The organism is Rhizobium sp. YTUHZ045, assembly GCF_051124255.1.
Lineage (GTDB): Bacteria > Pseudomonadota > Alphaproteobacteria > Rhizobiales > Rhizobiaceae > Rhizobium.
The window spans coordinates 3,095,682-3,110,061 of sequence record NZ_CP101432.1 but is presented as its reverse complement, the minus strand read 5'-3'; the positions used below and the strand labels follow the sequence as shown (position 1 = coordinate 3,110,061).

13 protein-coding genes and 1 pseudogene are annotated in these 14,380 nt (G+C 58.2%); 7 read left to right on the top strand and 7 right to left on the bottom strand.

Annotated elements, in window-relative coordinates; translation table 11 throughout:
* Nucleotides 1-13: 13 nt before the first annotated feature.
* The gene (locus NMA58_RS15535; RefSeq protein ID WP_285194340.1) at nt 14-1,030 is read right to left on the bottom strand and encodes an NAD-dependent epimerase/dehydratase family protein; all 1,017 of its coding nucleotides are present in this window, start codon (nt 1,028-1,030) and stop codon (nt 14-16) included.
* A 258-nt stretch (nt 1,031-1,288) separates the two neighbouring features.
* Here NMA58_RS15535 and NMA58_RS15530 point away from each other — a divergent pair, with 258 nt between their 5' ends.
* Nucleotides 1,289-2,245, top strand: a complete 957-nt coding sequence (locus tag NMA58_RS15530) for an endonuclease/exonuclease/phosphatase family protein (RefSeq protein WP_434711056.1) — start codon at nt 1,289-1,291, stop codon at nt 2,243-2,245.
* 25 nt (nt 2,246-2,270) lie between these two features.
* On the opposite strand, the gene NMA58_RS15525 is transcribed toward NMA58_RS15530, so the two are convergent.
* The 3 genes from NMA58_RS15525 to NMA58_RS15515 form a co-directional block, all read right to left on the bottom strand.
* The gene (locus NMA58_RS15525; RefSeq protein ID WP_085779135.1) at nt 2,271-2,576 is read right to left on the bottom strand and encodes a hypothetical protein; all 306 of its coding nucleotides are present in this window, start codon (nt 2,574-2,576) and stop codon (nt 2,271-2,273) included.
* Nucleotides 2,577-2,710: 134 nt separating this feature from the next.
* The gene (locus tag NMA58_RS15520) at nt 2,711-4,138 is read right to left on the bottom strand and encodes a mannose-1-phosphate guanylyltransferase/mannose-6-phosphate isomerase (protein WP_430958525.1); all 1,428 of its coding nucleotides are present in this window, start codon (nt 4,136-4,138) and stop codon (nt 2,711-2,713) included.
* 40 nt (nt 4,139-4,178) lie between these two features.
* Complete coding sequence (locus tag NMA58_RS15515) at nt 4,179-5,603, bottom strand: phosphomannomutase (protein WP_434711053.1); 1,425 nt, start codon at nt 5,601-5,603, stop codon at nt 4,179-4,181.
* A gap of 230 nt (nt 5,604-5,833) precedes the next feature.
* On the opposite strand from NMA58_RS15515, the gene ung reads away from it, so the two are divergent.
* The 3 genes from ung (at nt 5,834) to NMA58_RS15500 (ending at nt 8,219) form a co-directional block, all read left to right on the top strand.
* Nucleotides 5,834-6,535: a uracil-DNA glycosylase gene (ung, locus tag NMA58_RS15510; RefSeq protein WP_434711051.1), complete on the top strand. Its 702-nt coding sequence runs from the start codon at nt 5,834-5,836 to the stop codon at nt 6,533-6,535.
* A 135-nt stretch (nt 6,536-6,670) separates the two neighbouring features.
* Nucleotides 6,671-7,603 (top strand): VOC family protein, encoded by a 933-nt coding sequence (locus tag NMA58_RS15505; protein ID WP_434711049.1) that lies wholly within the window; start codon nt 6,671-6,673, stop codon nt 7,601-7,603.
* A gap of 10 nt (nt 7,604-7,613) precedes the next feature.
* A complete protein-coding gene (locus NMA58_RS15500) occupies nt 7,614-8,219 on the top strand; it encodes an alpha/beta hydrolase (protein ID WP_434711047.1) in 606 nt (201 codons plus the stop codon).
* Between the two features lie 204 nt (nt 8,220-8,423).
* Here the strand turns inward: NMA58_RS15500 and NMA58_RS15495 are convergent, their stop codons facing one another.
* On the bottom strand, nt 8,424-8,666 hold the full coding sequence (locus NMA58_RS15495; RefSeq protein WP_064804427.1) for a KTSC domain-containing protein: 243 nt from the start codon (nt 8,664-8,666) through the stop codon (nt 8,424-8,426).
* Nucleotides 8,667-9,042: 376 nt separating this feature from the next.
* On the opposite strand from NMA58_RS15495, the pseudogene NMA58_RS15490 reads away from it, so the two are divergent.
* A pseudogene (locus NMA58_RS15490) lies at nt 9,043-9,339 on the top strand (hypothetical protein); the annotation flags it as partial.
* Nucleotides 9,323-10,114: a metallophosphoesterase gene (locus tag NMA58_RS15485; protein ID WP_434711045.1), complete on the top strand. Its 792-nt coding sequence runs from the start codon at nt 9,323-9,325 to the stop codon at nt 10,112-10,114. The pseudogene NMA58_RS15490 and the gene NMA58_RS15485, both read left to right, overlap by 17 nt.
* 190 nt (nt 10,115-10,304) lie before the next feature.
* Here NMA58_RS15485 and NMA58_RS15480 read toward each other — a convergent pair whose 3' ends face one another.
* Nucleotides 10,305-11,624 (bottom strand): UDP-glucose dehydrogenase family protein, encoded by a 1,320-nt coding sequence (locus NMA58_RS15480; RefSeq protein ID WP_434711043.1) that lies wholly within the window; start codon nt 11,622-11,624, stop codon nt 10,305-10,307.
* Between the two features lie 268 nt (nt 11,625-11,892).
* On the bottom strand, nt 11,893-12,492 hold the full coding sequence (locus NMA58_RS15475) for a transglutaminase-like cysteine peptidase (RefSeq protein WP_430958519.1): 600 nt from the start codon (nt 12,490-12,492) through the stop codon (nt 11,893-11,895).
* 302 nt (nt 12,493-12,794) lie between these two features.
* On the opposite strand from NMA58_RS15475, the gene NMA58_RS15470 reads away from it, so the two are divergent.
* On the top strand, nt 12,795-14,204 hold the full coding sequence (locus NMA58_RS15470; protein WP_434711040.1) for an O-antigen ligase family protein: 1,410 nt from the start codon (nt 12,795-12,797) through the stop codon (nt 14,202-14,204).
* Nucleotides 14,205-14,380: the final 176 nt, after the last annotated feature.

The following is a 14,380-nucleotide window of genomic DNA, read 5'->3' as shown; positions in this document are numbered from 1 at the left end:
AAGGATGTTCGGATTAAGCGTCTAGTTCGCGACGAACGTCGAGATACCATTCGACGAAGGCTTTGACGCCGACATCGAGCGTTGTGCCCGGCTTGTAGCCCGTCAGCGCGACGAGCAGATCAGGGGCAGCGAAGGTGCGCGGCACGTCGCCCTTCTGCATGGCCAGCATCTTGCGGATGGCAGGACGGCCGAGCGCTTTTTCCACCGTTTCGACAAAATCCATCAGACTGACCGGCTGGCCGCCGCCGATATTTACGACGCGGAAAGGCGCCTGTCGCGAGAGCGTTTCGATGCTCGCGTCGGCCAAACGATTCTCTTCGCGCGGAGCAATGGCCGAGAGCCGGACGATCGCTTCGATGAGATCGTCTATATAAGTGAAGTCACGGCTCATATTGCCTTCGCCGTAGATCTCGATCGGCTGGCCTTCGAGCATGTTCTTGGCGAATTTGAACAGCGCCATATCGGGCCGGCCCCATGGGCCATAGACGGTGAAGAAACGGAAGGCCGTCGTCGGAATCTTGTGGAGATGGGCATAGCTGTGTGCCATCAGCTCCATCGATTTCTTCGTCGCGGCATAGATGGTCAGCGGTTCGTCGGCACGGTCGGTTTCGCGGAAGGGGACAGTCGCGTTGGCGCCATAGATCGATGATGTCGAGGCCAGCATCAGATGGCGGACTTCAACCCGCCGGGCGATTTCCATGATGTTCCAGGAGCCTTCGACATTCGAATGTATATAGGCTTCGGGATTTTCCAGGCTGTAGCGAACTCCGGCTTGCGCGGCGAGATGGATCAGGATGTCAGGCGCGGCCGCGGAGACTGCCGCTTCCAGCGCCGGCCGGTCCTCAAGCATTGATATGACAGGCCGGAAGGCAGGAAACTGAGAGAGTGCGGCGTGGCGCATCTCTTTGAGCTTGACGTTGTAATAAGGAGTGAGGCCGTCGAAGCCTGTCACCTCATGCCCTTCCTGCAACAGGCGCCTAGCCAGATGAAAACCGATAAAGCCGGCAGTACCTGTAATGAAGTAGCGCATTCCCACCTTTTCTCGGCTCCCTGCCGACGGCAAAAGCCGATTCCGTAAAATGGCACCCACTTACAGGATAAAAAGAGGCCGAGTCGATAGGCCATTGAAAGATAGCACCTGAGGCGGCGCTGCTGTCGTCGTTTCCGGACGTTATGCTGCATTGCACCATAATGGCTTGCATGTTATGGGCGGCGGTCGTCTTGAGCATGATGCCGAAATGGTTGAGCGGTTTCGGGCGACATCCTGTTCAGGCGGGACCAGGGATTGATGAGAAACATAGTTTATTGGATTCTCTCTGCGTTTCTGACCCTCGCCATTGCGGTCGTGTCGCTGCGCTATCTCACGAATTTCTGGCTGCTCTCCTTCATCTACAGTTTTCAGATCCATCTCGGCCTCACATTCGCCGCCGCCAGCCTCGTCATCCTGGTTGTCAGAAGACATGCTTACGGCTTTGCCCTTCTGCTTGTCTCGCTGCTCCTCACGGCGCACGGCGTTATCATGCTCCGTGAATTCGCCGGGGACGACAGGGGAACGGGAACGGCGCCGCTTTTCCGTCTGATGTCGTTCAACGTTGCGATCGATAACTGGAAAAATTCGACCGCCATCGCGGATATGGTGATCGCTTCGAATGCCGATGTCGTCAATCTGCTCGAAGCCAAGCCGCTGACGTTCCATCTGCAGCGATTGTTCAAGGTCTATCCGTATCATATCGGTTGCGACAACGGCAAAGACAGCTGCGATACGCTGGTGCTATCGAAACGCCCGTTCGTGACCCGCCAGGTCGCGAGCATCGGCAGCTTGCGGAAAGACAGGCTGGTCGCAGCGAGCGTCGATTTTGGCGGGCATACCATCAATCTCGTCTCGGCCCATCTCACCAAACCCTATTTCGACGACTACCAGATAGAAGAGCTGGATGATCTCAGCAACGCGCTTGATGCGATCTCAGGTCCGCTGGTGCTGTCCGGCGATTTCAATTCGTCGTCGATCGCTCCCAGCATACAGGCTCTCCTGCGCAAGCAGAAGCTGAAGACTATGGCGCCCGAACCGGCGACATGGCCGATCGCCGCCGGTCGGTTCGGTATTGCCATCGATCACGTATTCGCGCGCGCGCCGCTTCATCTGACGTCGTTGAAGCGCCTCGACGACAATCTCGGCTCCAACCATTCAGGGCTGATCGCCGAATTCGTTGTCGACAAGAGCCGCGAGACGGCGCCGGCACGATAACAGGGCAAGATAAGCCGGGCTGAAATTAGAATCTGGTTCGGCCGCCCTTGCGGTCGATCATCTGAAAATTCTTGCCGTCAGTCTTCACGTTGACGCAGTCGGTCGACTTATCGGGAAACCGGACACAGACCTCGCCATTGTTGATCTTGTAGCCATTCTTGCTGCCCTCGCGATATTCATAGCCGTTGCTGCTTTCTTTCAGCTCCGACGTGCCGGGCAGATGCTGTCGGATTTCCGCCTCGCTTGCGGCGCGCATGTTCGCCGTTTGGGCAAAGGTCATTGCCGGCAGCAGGATTGAAAGAAATCCGGCGAGGGCGGGCAGGGTACGCATCAGAGGACATCTCCTGTCAGGTCTGTCGGCTCATTCATTCTACGAGAATTCCGGCAGGGAATTCAACAGGGATGGTGGTCATGCCGCAAGCGCCGGCGGGCTGATAGGACCCGCCGGCCGTTCCAGCGCTTGGCTTACGTTCTTCCGAATTCGTCGACGATGCGGATGATATCGTCCTCGCCGAGATAAGAGCCCGTCTGAACTTCGATGAGCTCGAGAACGATCTTGCCGGGATTGGCGAGACGATGGACTTCCCCGAGCGGGATATAGACGCTTTCGTTCTCACGCAGCATCTGCACATTGTCGCCGATCGTCACCTCGGCCGTTCCCTTGACGACGACCCAGTGCTCGGAGCGATGGTGGTGTTTTTGCAGCGAAAGCTTCTTGCCCGGCGTGACGAAGATGCGCTTCACCTGAAAGCGGTCGCCGTTGAAGATAGAGGTATAGCCGCCCCACGGTCGGTAGGATGTGGGATGCGTTTCGGCAAATTTCGCCGTCGCCGAGGAGGAGGCCAGCATCTTGACCAATTGCCCGACGTTCTGGCTGTCCTTGAGTGGTCCGACATAGACGGCGTCTTCGCTGGCGATGACGGCGACATCCTCCATGCCTTGGACGGCAAGGTGCACGCCATGGGTCATGACCAGCGAGTTGCGGGTATTGACGACGGTCGTGTTGGCGGCGGCGACATTGCCGTTATCGTCGCGTTTGCCCGATTTCCAAACGGCATCCCAGCTTCCCATGTCCGACCACCGGAATGGCGAGGGGACGACCGCGGCCTTCGACGTCTTTTCCATGACCGCATAATCGATCGATATATCCGGGCTCTTGGCGAAATGGTCGGCATCGAGGCGGGTGAAGTCGAGATCGCGGCTTGCCTTGGAAACAGCCTTGCTTGAAGCCTTCAGCACCTCGGGCGCATATTCCTGCAGCTCGGCAAGAAGTTCCGTCACGGGGAACATGAAGATGCCCGAGTTCCAGTAGAAGCCGCCGTCGGCGAGCATCCGCTGGGCTTCATCCAATGCCGGCTTCTCGACGAAGCGGCTCACCTTGTGAGCGCCATTATCAAGCGCATCGCCGATCTCGATATAGCCATAGCCCGTCGCCGGCTCGGTCGGGTTGATGCCGAAGGTGACGAGCCTGCCGTCGGCCGCCGCCTCGCGAGCGATGCGGATACAGTCGAAATAGCTCTTGTCCGCGAGGATTTCATGATCTGAGGCGAGCATCTGGATGATAGTGCCCTTGCCAAAGAGGTCCGCGGCAAGCGTTGCGGCGGCAGCGACCGCGGCGGCGGTGTTGCGGGCGACCGGTTCGAGCAGCACGGCGGCGAGCGGGATGGCAAGCTCGCGCGCCTGCTCGGCGACCAGAAAGCGGAACTCCTCATTGGTGACGACGATCGGAGCTTCATAGAGCTCGGGATCGGAAACGCGTTCGAGCGTTTCCTGAAACAGCGTCTTATTACCCACGAACTGGATGAATTGTTTCGGCGCGGTCGCACGGGAAAGCGGCCAGAGCCGCGTGCCTTTGCCGCCGGCCATGATCACGGGAACGATTTTCTGCGTCATAGGCGGGTTCCTTGAAATAGACGACCTTACTGGTTGCATGTCAGCGGGCGGCTGCCCAGCCTCTTATTCTGTTGAGACCGGCGTGCAGCAGGTCGAGAGCTGCAGGCTCGCTGCCGGCTTCCACGTAGCAGCGCATTTCCGGCGCATTGCCGGATGGGCGGAAATGGATGATCCGGCCGTCCGTCAGTGTCATCCGAAGCCCGTCAATATCGGATTTGGTCGCGACAGCGCCGATCGGCTGCAGGAAAGAACGGAGATTTTCATCCGAGGCGCGCAAGTGTTGCATCAGCGCGGCGCTCGTCTCGACCGGGAAATTCTCCAGACGATCGGCAGCGGCGAAGGGCAGCTTATAGGAGGTCGCAATGGCAGAGAGCGGCTGCCTGCGAGCGGCCGCAAGCGACAGGACTGCGAGCATGGGAATAAAACAATCGCGCGTTGGCAGGGCGCGGACGTTCTGCCCGTTGACATCGAAAGGGCTGGCGGTCAGCAAACCGCCATTGGCCTCAAAGCCCATGACCCGATCGTCGCCGGCCGCCACGGCCTCTTCCATGCCTGTTATGACGAAGGGAGAGCCGACACGGGTGCGCTTGACGGCGAAGGATCCCGCGACCTCGATGCCGGAATTGGAGGTGACGGGCGTCACCACGATGCGAGCTCCCAAGAAATTGGCTGCTATAAGGCCGAGGAGGTCGCCGCGCAGTGGCGTGCCGGTTTCGTCGGCGACTAGCGGGCGGTCGCCGTCGCCGTCGGTCGAGACGATTGTATCGAAGCTGTGATCGGAGACCCAGCGCTTCATCAGCGTGATGGTCTCCTCGGAAACGGCTTCTGTATCGACCGGAATGAAGCTATCCGAACGCCCGAGAACGGTGACCTCAGCGCCATAATGGGCAAGAACGTCGACCAGGAGATCACGGGCGACGGTGCTGTGCTGGTAGACGCCGATCTTCAGGCCGGACAGCGCGCCTTCCGGAAGCAGGGCCGTATTGCGTTCGAAAAAGAGCTGTCGACAGATCGCCTCACGATCTTCCATCGCCGCTGGCGCCTGGATCACGGCTTCGCCGCTTTTCTCGATTTCGGCCGCCAAGGCGGTAATCGCAGCCTCGTCCGATTTGTCAATCTCGCCGTCCGGACGGTAGAACTTGATGCCGTTGCGGTCCGCCGGAATATGAGAGCCGGTTATCATCAGGCATGCGGCCTTGCTTTCAAGACCATAAAGAGCAAGGGCTGGCGTCGGGACATTGCCGCAGTCGAAAATGCGGAAGCCAAGCGCGGCAAGCGCGCCAGCGCAATTGCCCGAGATTTCGGGGCTGGAATCGCGAAAGTCGCGGCCGATCAAAATGACGTCGCCGGTCTGTGCCTTGCCGCTTTTCAGCAGATATTTGCCGAACGCCATCGCGTAGAGAGCCGAGGCCCGACCCTTGAGATCCACTGAAAGTCCGCGAAGGCCGCTCGTGCCGAATTTCATTTGAAGAGGTGTCTCCAGTTTACAGTCAAGGTTCTACTCAGGCCGCCTGCCGGCGTAAATACCGAAGCCGTCATATAGTTAAACACGAACGACGATGCCTCGGACAGCCTCTCGCAGTCTTCTCTCGCCGATCCTAAAGACGTAGACCCATTGCCGACAGGCATTGCAGCGTAGATCGATTTTGTTAGAACCGTGTGTCCATTGTTTCGTCCTATGCTGAAGGGTTCCTGATGAGCGATACATCCGTCAGTCTCGATGAGAGCTGGAAGGCCGCGCTGGCGGGGGAGTTTTCAAGCCCCTATATGCAACAACTCAAATCCTTCCTCGTCGCGCAGAAACGAGTGGGCAAGCGGATCTTCCCGAAGGGCAGCGAATATTTCCGCGCTCTTGATCTGACGCCGATTGCCAATGTCAAGGCCGTCATCCTTGGACAGGATCCCTATCACGGGCTGGGGCAGGCCCATGGCCTGTGCTTCAGCGTCCGGCCGGGCGTGCGCATACCGCCCTCGCTCGTCAACATCTACAAGGAGATGGAGACCGATCTCGGGATATCGCCGGCGCGTCATGGCTTTCTCGAACATTGGGCAAGGCAGGGCGTGCTTTTGCTGAACAGCGTGCTGACGGTCGAGGAAGGGCAAGCGGCCGCCCACCAAGGCAAAGGGTGGGAGCGCTTCACCGATGCCGTTATCGGCAAAGTCAATGACGAATGCGAATCCGTCGTCTTCATGCTCTGGGGCTCCTATGCCCAGCGCAAGGCCGCCTTTGTCGACACGGCGCGGCATCTGGTGCTCAAGGCGCCGCATCCCTCGCCGCTTTCGGCTCACAACGGCTTCTTTGGCTGCAAACATTTTTCCAGGGCGAATGCCTTCCTCCAGTCCCGCGGGCGGGCGCCGATCGACTGGCAATTGCCGGCAGATCCTTACGGTGCCTGAAGTGAACGCGGCCCGGTCTTTGTTCACTAATAGTAGACAATGCGTTTTGGTCTCAGGGTCTATTCCGGAGGCCGGGTGAGGCGCATTTATGATCCATGAAAAGCCCGCGAAAGGCGGGCAAGAAAGGGGTCTCACATGCTCGATCAGATCAAGGGTCTGCACCACGTCACGTCGATGGCGGAGGACGCCCGCACCAACAACCAGTTTTTCACCCATGCGCTCGGCCTGCGTCGCGTCAAGAAGACGGTCAATTTCGATGCGCCTGATGTCTACCACCTCTACTATGGTGATGAGACCGGTGCGCCCGGCACGATCATGACCTATTTCCCGTTCCCGAAGATGGCGCAGGGCCGCCCCGGCACCGGTGAGGTCGGCACGACGGTATTTTCCGTCCCGCAAGGCTCACTCGGCTTCTGGAGTGACCGCTTCGCTACGCTTGGTCTCGGCGGCCTCAAGGCTGAGGAAAGCTTCGGCGAAAAGCGCCTCAACTTCTCCGGCCCGGATGGCGACGGCTTCGCGCTCGTCGAGGTCAAGGACGATGACCGCCAGCCGTGGACGCATGGCGGCATCAGCGAGGATCACGCCATTCGCGGCTTCCACTCCGTTGCCTTGCGGCTGAGAGACGAGGGCGCGACGGCCGAACTCTTGAAATTCATGGGTTATCAAGTGGCTGAGGAGCGGGATGGCATCAAGCGGCTGATCAAGCCTGACGGCAACGGCGCGCACCTCATCGACCTTGAGACGATGCCGAACATTGCCCGCGCGCTTCCCGGCGCCGGCTCCGTCCACCATGTCGCCTTTGCCGTCGAGAATCGTGAAAAGCAGCTCGAAGTGCGCAAGGCGCTGATGGATACCGGCTATCAGGTCACGCCTGTCATCGACCGGGATTATTTCTGGGCGATCTACTTCCGCACGCCGGGGGGCGTTTTGTTCGAGGTCGCGACCAATGAGCCCGGCTTCGACCGTGACGAGGACACGGCCCATCTCGGCGAAGCGCTGAAGCTGCCGCAGCAGCACGCTCATCTTCGCGCCTTGCTCGAGCAGCATCTGCAGCCGCTCGAAGCCTGAGGAGAGCAAGATGACCGAAACAGGCTATGTGCACCGGCTGCATGCCGGTGCACCTGACAAACCTATTCTGCTCGTGCTGCACGGCACCGGCGGCGATGAAAACCAGTTCTTCGATTTCGGCCGACGGCTGCTGCCCGAAGCAACGGTTCTTTCGCCGCGCGGCGATGTTTCCGAATATGGCGCGGCGCGGTTTTTCCGCCGCACCGGGGAAGGGGTCTACGACATGTCCGACCTCTCACGCGCGACGGAGAAGATGGCGGCCTACGTCAAGGCATTTGCCGACGAATACCGGGCTTCTCACATTCTCGGCCTGGGTTTTTCGAACGGCGCAAATATTCTTGCCAATGTGCTGATCGAAAAGGGCATCTTCGACGCGGCGGTTCTGATGCATCCGCTCATTCCGTTTCAGCCCGAGGCTCGCTCGACGCTCGCGGGAAGAAAGGTGCTGGTGACAGCCGGGCAGCGGGATCCGATCGCTCCGATTGCGGTGACCCAGGCGCTGTCTGCGCACCTGGAGGGCCGGGGCGCGGAGGTCAGGACGGTCTGGCATGCCGGTGGGCACGAGATCGCAGCATCGGAGATCAATGCGGTTGGCGACTTCCTCGGCGGCTATTGACCTGTGCCAGCATTAGTGGACAAGACAGAAAGCGGGGCCGGCGAATGCCGGCCCCGCATCATTGCTGCAACGACGATCATGGCGTCGTTGATCGACAAGTTATCCAAAGCGCGTCGCGATCTTTCAGATTCGCTCCTTGCGCTTTAGGTCCCCGATTGCGCATGTCGTTGCCGCAAAACCGCAGCGCAGTTCTGCGCGACATGCTTATGGGCGATGAGGATATTTGCCTCTTATCGCCTTCATGTAAAAATTCCCCGGTGATTCTGCCATCGTCAAGCCGACGACGACGCCTTTGGGGACTCCTTCATATTCTCGTCTCTGACCGTTGGTCAGATAGACCCGTAGATGCCGGCTGTCTTCGTCGTAGCTGATCGCCTCGATAAGTTTCGAATCAACCGCAGTTTCCACTTTACACCCCGCAGTTTTGGATCTGAGATTCCTGATCAAGAATTGTCATTCACGCTCGCAGCGCACCATATTTATGCGGCGTCGAAGGGTCGTCAAGCGTGATCTGCTTTAACGTTCATTTTTTCCGGTAGCCTCTCGCTATAGTTGATATGTGCAGCTTTTTCGAAGTCCTCACCTGTGGAAAGTCCATCGTTTCGAGTTCTTCCAGGCGTGGAAATATTGGATGACACAGCTGAACGTGAAAGAATCGAACCAGTAGACATACGTTTAACCTGCGGTTAAGCATCATGTAATAAAATACAACCTGTTATTAATCGCGATGTCTTCCCAACTATGGATAAGTACAGAACGCCGATTTCCGCGGCAGCCGTTTTGCTATCGCCGGTGAGCTGCGGCGCTTGGCACAGGGGAAGATACGCAGGAGACCCTTGCGCTTTCCATCGCGAGCTACAAGGATGGACCGTCCCCGTTGCTTGATGTGTTGGGAGGGCAGCGTTCTATCGCGACCGCGCAGGCGAGCCTGGCGCGCGCGGTTCAGCAAACCGCGAAGGATCATGTCGTTCTGAATATGGCAAGAGGTTGCGGCTACATTGTCGACGCCGCGATCAGGCCAACTTCTTATGAACACTGCGATTCGTGCCATTGCAGCGATAGATGGGAAATCGATCAACCCGCCACGCGGTCGGGTCTCATAAATGGGTTACATGTCTAATTATCTAGGACGGTGGCGACAACAGATACCGATGCTGGCCGGCAATCGTAAGCAGCGCGCTCGGCTGACCTTTGCCGAAGGCGACTTCGCTGCGGTCTACGCCATGAGCGATGTTCACGGATGTTACAACGAACTCCTCGACGTACATCGCCGTATCGAGGAGGACGCAGCACGCATTCAGGGGCCGAAACTCATCGTCATGCTCGGCGATTATGTCGACCGTGGACCGGATTCAAGCGCGGTTCTGGAGTTCCTGAGCAAGAACCCGCCGCCAGGATTTCAGCGCTTGGTCCTTTGCGGCAATCACGATGCTGAGTTGGTGAAGCTCTATCGCAAACCGGCGGGTATTCTCGAATGGCTGGGTTTCGCCGGGACGGAGACGCTGCGCTCATACGGCATCGATATCGAGCATCTCCTGCAGTCGGCGGCCGGAAACGAAACGATCGCCCGCGTCATTCGCACTATGATACCCGAGCGGCATATCCAGTTCCTCGAATCGCTGCCGATCATGGTGCGAATGGGCAGGGTAGTGTTTGTGCATGCAGGCGTCAGACCCGGCATCGATCTTGAGAAACAAAAAGACAGCGACCTCATGTGGATCCGGCAGCCCTTCCTGGACGAGGGACCGCAGCTTCCTGTCCTCGTGATCCACGGACATACTCCGGGGCGAGCCCCGACATTCGGTCCGCAACGCATCGGCATCGACACCGCCGTTTCGGCGACGGGCCGGCTGACCGTACTGACGATCAAGGGGACGCGGGTAGGGCTGCTATAGCGCGCCGTGCATCTTTTCGGACGAAGGGCGCCCTCTCTGCACTCTGAATTTACGCCTCGTACTTTCCAAAAGTCGTTTCTGATCTTCGTGCCGATGTGCTGGTCGAAGAGAGCGTGGCGCACGCTTCAAAAACAAACGCCGCGGGATTGTGCCCGCGGCGCCAGAAGGTTCACATAGTTGGCAGGCGCTGTCAGGCGTCCTGGTAAAGGTTGGTGCCAATACCGGTATAGGTAAAGCCGTGTTTGCGGATCTCGTCACTGCGGTAGATGTTGCGCAGATCGACCAGGACCGGAGCGCGCATCGACTGCTTCAGGCGATTGAAATCGAGTGCGCGGAACTGGTTCCATTCGGTGACGATGACGAGGGCATCGGCGTCGGCAGCGGCTTCGTAAGGGCCGTTCGCATATTCGATGTTCTCGATGACCTTGCGTGCATTGTCCATACCCTCGGGATCATAGCCGATGACCTGGGCGCCGGCGTCCTGCAGCGTCTGGATGATGGCGATGGCCGGGCTGTCGCGCATGTCGTCGGTGTTCGGCTTGAAGGTCAGTCCGAGGATGGCGACTTTCTTGCCGCGAATGTCCCCGCCGACGGCCGAAATGACCTTGCGGCCCATCGCCCGCTTGCGGTTGTCGTTGATCGAGATCGTCGTTTCGATCAGACGGACCGGTGCGTCATAATCCTGCGCCGTCTTGGCAAGGGCAAGCGTATCCTTGGGGAAGCATGAACCGCCGTAACCCGGACCGGCATGCAGGAACTTGGAGCCGATACGGCCATCGAGGCCGATGCCGCGTGAAACGTCCTGGACGTTTGCGTCGACCCTTTCGCAGAGATCGGCGATCTCGTTGATGAAGGTGATCTTCATGGCCAGGAAGGCGTTGGCCGCATATTTGATGAGCTCGGAGGTGCGGCGGCTCGTGAAGACCAGCGGAGCCTGGTTGAGGTAGAGCGGACGATAGACTTCAGTCATGGTCTCGCGTGCCCGGTCGTCATTCAGCCCAACGACGATCCGATCCGGACGCTTGAAATCCTCGATCGCCGCGCCTTCGCGCAGGAATTCGGGATTGGAGACGACGGCGACGTCAGCCGAAGGATTGGTTTCCCGCACGATGCGCTCAACCTCATCGCCGGTGCCGACCGGCACCGTCGACTTGGTGACGATGACGGTGAAGCCCTCCACATAGGTGGCGATCTCGCGCGCAGCGGCATAGACGTAGGAGAGATCGGCATGGCCGTCGCCGCGACGGGACGGCGTGCCGACCGCGATGAACACGACGTCGGCGCCACGAACGCTTTCGCCGACATCCGTCGAAAACGACAAGCGGCCGGTGCTGGTGTTTTCAGCAACCAATTGATCGAGACCCGGCTCGTAGATCGGAATACGGCCCTCGCGAAGGGCCTCGATCTTACTCAGATCCTTGTCGACGCAGATGACGTCGTGGCCGAAATCCGCAAAGCAAACGCCTGAAACAAGGCCGACATAGCCTGATCCAATCATCGTGATGCGCATATTTCCCTCAAATCATTAGAGTAGAACGTCATGCTGCGTCGCAGCATGACGTTCGTCATACTGAATCTGGGCCAAAAGACAATATCGAAGATCGCTTAATACCCACATCGGAAGTCGTATTGAGGGTGCCGCTGTTTGCTGCCGGGCACCCGCTCGACAGCAAAAACATAGGTTTATGTGGGCGATATGACAAGTCGAGCCGTTCGTGAGCGCCGGCTCGACTTCAACCCGGGAATGAGACGAATTGCTCTATCGGCTGTCTCGGCAGCTACAGCCGGTACCAGACGTAGGGGTCTGTTCCCGATTGGATCTTGTCCCAGCGCAGATCTGTGTCGTGCCAGTTCTTGATGCTGCTTTGCCTGTTGTCGAGCACCAGGTCGCCCTTGTCGGTTCTGACCACGAGGACGGCGTGCCCTTCGCCGGAAGGTGTATAGGCCGTTGCGATCCGCAAGGCGCGCGATGACCAGCCCATCGCGATCAGGCGGCTGCGCTTGGTCAATGCAAAATCTTCGCAGTCGCCGCTGCGCACATTCACCTTCCAGACATCTCCGTTCAGTTCGTTGCGGGAATCGTTGCGGCCGATCATGGTACGATTGACGGTGTTGTTCACGTTCTTCAGCTGCAACATTTCCTTGTCCGTCAGTGCGATGACCGACAGTCCGTTATTGTCGCGGCATTCGGCAGGGTTCTGGGCGCAGAACAGCACCTGGGCGAAGGGCGGAACGATCTTTCCCTTTTCGGAGATATAGCTGATCTCCGAACCGCTGGTCAGGCCGCGGGCGAAACCTGCGGGGCCGGCCGCGAATGCAGAGCAGGCATTCCCCGCTGTAAAAGCCAGTGCCAGAAGTGTAACGAAGGTTTTCTTCATCTCTTGATCCCCGTCAGGGCAAGCGCTTGAGATCAGGCTTGCCTTTTGGCTCAGTCAATGGCATGGCGATTTGGTGATCTGCCAAGTATTGGGCACAGAACGTCTATCCCGTTTCTGCTGCTTGAAGGAGCATAAGCGGGATCCTGTCTCGATTGGCTTAAGCCATTCGCGACAATTTTAACGATGTGGAATTCTGTTGCACTTTAACACGCAAGCGCTTGATCTGCAACTTATGTTAGTACGAGTATATTAACCGTAATGGTTGTGATTGCCTCATGTTGGCTGCTGGTGAGTGAAGTCAAATGTTATCCAACCTCATCAACAGGCAGGTCTTGCGGGAGGCGATTCTCGTTGCCTTCATCGGCCTGGTGATATTGACGCTCATTCCTTTTGGAAGTGTCACACCTTTGCCCTTCGCCTTCGCCGCAATCGGAATGTTTGCTCTCGCCATCGTTTCGGTATTGCTGTTTGCGGAGCCAAGACAAAGCAGGTGGGTGTTCAAGATCGCCTTGCTTTTGCTCGTCGTGCTGACGAGCTGGACATTTATCCAAACGATCGAACTGCCGGCCAATTTGCTGGCAAACCCCGCCTGGGGCGCTGCACGCGATCTGGCGGGCGTCCAATATGCGGCGATCTCCGTCGAACCGGCGGACACGCTTGCCTCGATACTCTGGGTGGCCCTGCCTTTCGTGACCTTTCTGACCGGACTTATCTTGTGCGATACCGATCAACGAGCGCGGAAAGTGCTGGCCAGCCTGGGGCTCGCGGCGGGGGGCATCGCCGTTTTCGGCCTGGTGCAATTTTCGATGTTTCCCAACGTCCTGATCGTCATAGAAAAGCACGCCTACCTCGACAGCCTGACGGCCATCTTCGTCAACCGCAATACCGCTGCGACCTTCCTCGGGCTGGGGACATTGCTCATGCTGACGCTGGTCAGGGACATTGCCCGCTCCTATTCAAGCCATCCGCCCGGCGAACCAGGCCGAAACCTTCTGCTCTTGAGAACGTGGATCTATATTTTGCTCTTATGCGCATGTTTTACCGCGCTGATGCTGAGCCGCTCACGCGCGGGAATATTCGCGACCTTTGTTGCCGCGCTTATCTATTTTCCCTGGTTGGTCCTCAATTGGAACAGCTCAAGGCGATATTTAATATCGGCACCGAAATGGCATTCGGTATTGAAACTTCTCTCGGCGGTCATTTTCATCGTCCTTTTGCTGAGCATGTTTGCAGGGCAGGCGATTTTGCGCGCGCAGGAGCGGCGGCTCGAGGATGATGATCGTTTCTGTATTCTACCGGGCATATGGCGTGCCATTTCGGATCATTGGTTAACGGGAACGGGCCTTGGCACCTTCCGCACCGTGTTTTCTGCCTACCGCGATCCGGCCTGCGGCATCTTCGGGATCTTTGACCGCGCACATAATTTCTACCTCGAAGGATTTCTGGGGTTGGGGGTAGCGTTTCCAGTTGCGACGTTTCTTACTTTCGCAGTGCTCGCAAGGGTTTTCTGGCGCGGGCTCTCCGAGAGGCAGCGCCTGCGACATTATGTTCTGCTCGGAATAGCGGCGACGGTTCTGGTCGCCCTCCATGCGGCGGTCGACTTTTCCCTGCAAATCCCTGGTTTCGCGGTGTTTTTCTCCGCATTCCTGAGCGCCGTCGTTGCGATCAGCCTCGGCCGTAGTCACGGCGAAACGGATCGGCAATATGTGTGACCGGTCCGCATACAACTGCTTAAATGAATGGATTTATGAAGGTTTTTCGAAAATACCGATCGATTCAAGGCTGCGGGTTGACTCTTAAACGCAAGAAATTTTATAGCGGACGCAGCCTTTAGATTATTGCCGGCGTCAGAGAGCCGGGCTGAGGCCGTATGTTTGCTGAAGGGCTC

Excerpts from the sequence above, each read along its gene's own strand:
- NMA58_RS15535 (WP_285194340.1), bottom strand. The coding sequence starts at position 1,030 with ATGCGCTACTTCATTACAGGTACTGCCGGCTTTATCGGTTTTCATCTG.
- NMA58_RS15530 (WP_434711056.1), top strand. The coding sequence starts at position 1,289 with ATGAGAAACATAGTTTATTGGATTCTCTCTGCGTTTCTGACCCTCGCC.
- NMA58_RS15525 (WP_085779135.1), bottom strand. The coding sequence starts at position 2,576 with ATGCGTACCCTGCCCGCCCTCGCCGGATTTCTTTCAATCCTGCTGCCG.
- NMA58_RS15520 (WP_430958525.1), bottom strand. The coding sequence starts at position 4,138 with ATGACGCAGAAAATCGTTCCCGTGATCATGGCCGGCGGCAAAGGCACG.
- NMA58_RS15515 (WP_434711053.1), bottom strand. The coding sequence starts at position 5,603 with ATGAAATTCGGCACGAGCGGCCTTCGCGGACTTTCAGTGGATCTCAAG.
- ung (WP_434711051.1), top strand. The coding sequence starts at position 5,834 with ATGAGCGATACATCCGTCAGTCTCGATGAGAGCTGGAAGGCCGCGCTG.
- NMA58_RS15505 (WP_434711049.1), top strand. The coding sequence starts at position 6,671 with ATGCTCGATCAGATCAAGGGTCTGCACCACGTCACGTCGATGGCGGAG.
- NMA58_RS15500 (WP_434711047.1), top strand. The coding sequence starts at position 7,614 with ATGACCGAAACAGGCTATGTGCACCGGCTGCATGCCGGTGCACCTGAC.
- NMA58_RS15485 (WP_434711045.1), top strand. The coding sequence starts at position 9,323 with ATGGGTTACATGTCTAATTATCTAGGACGGTGGCGACAACAGATACCG.
- NMA58_RS15480 (WP_434711043.1), bottom strand. The coding sequence starts at position 11,624 with ATGCGCATCACGATGATTGGATCAGGCTATGTCGGCCTTGTTTCAGGC.
- NMA58_RS15475 (WP_430958519.1), bottom strand. The coding sequence starts at position 12,492 with ATGAAGAAAACCTTCGTTACACTTCTGGCACTGGCTTTTACAGCGGGG.
- NMA58_RS15470 (WP_434711040.1), top strand. The coding sequence starts at position 12,795 with ATGTTATCCAACCTCATCAACAGGCAGGTCTTGCGGGAGGCGATTCTC.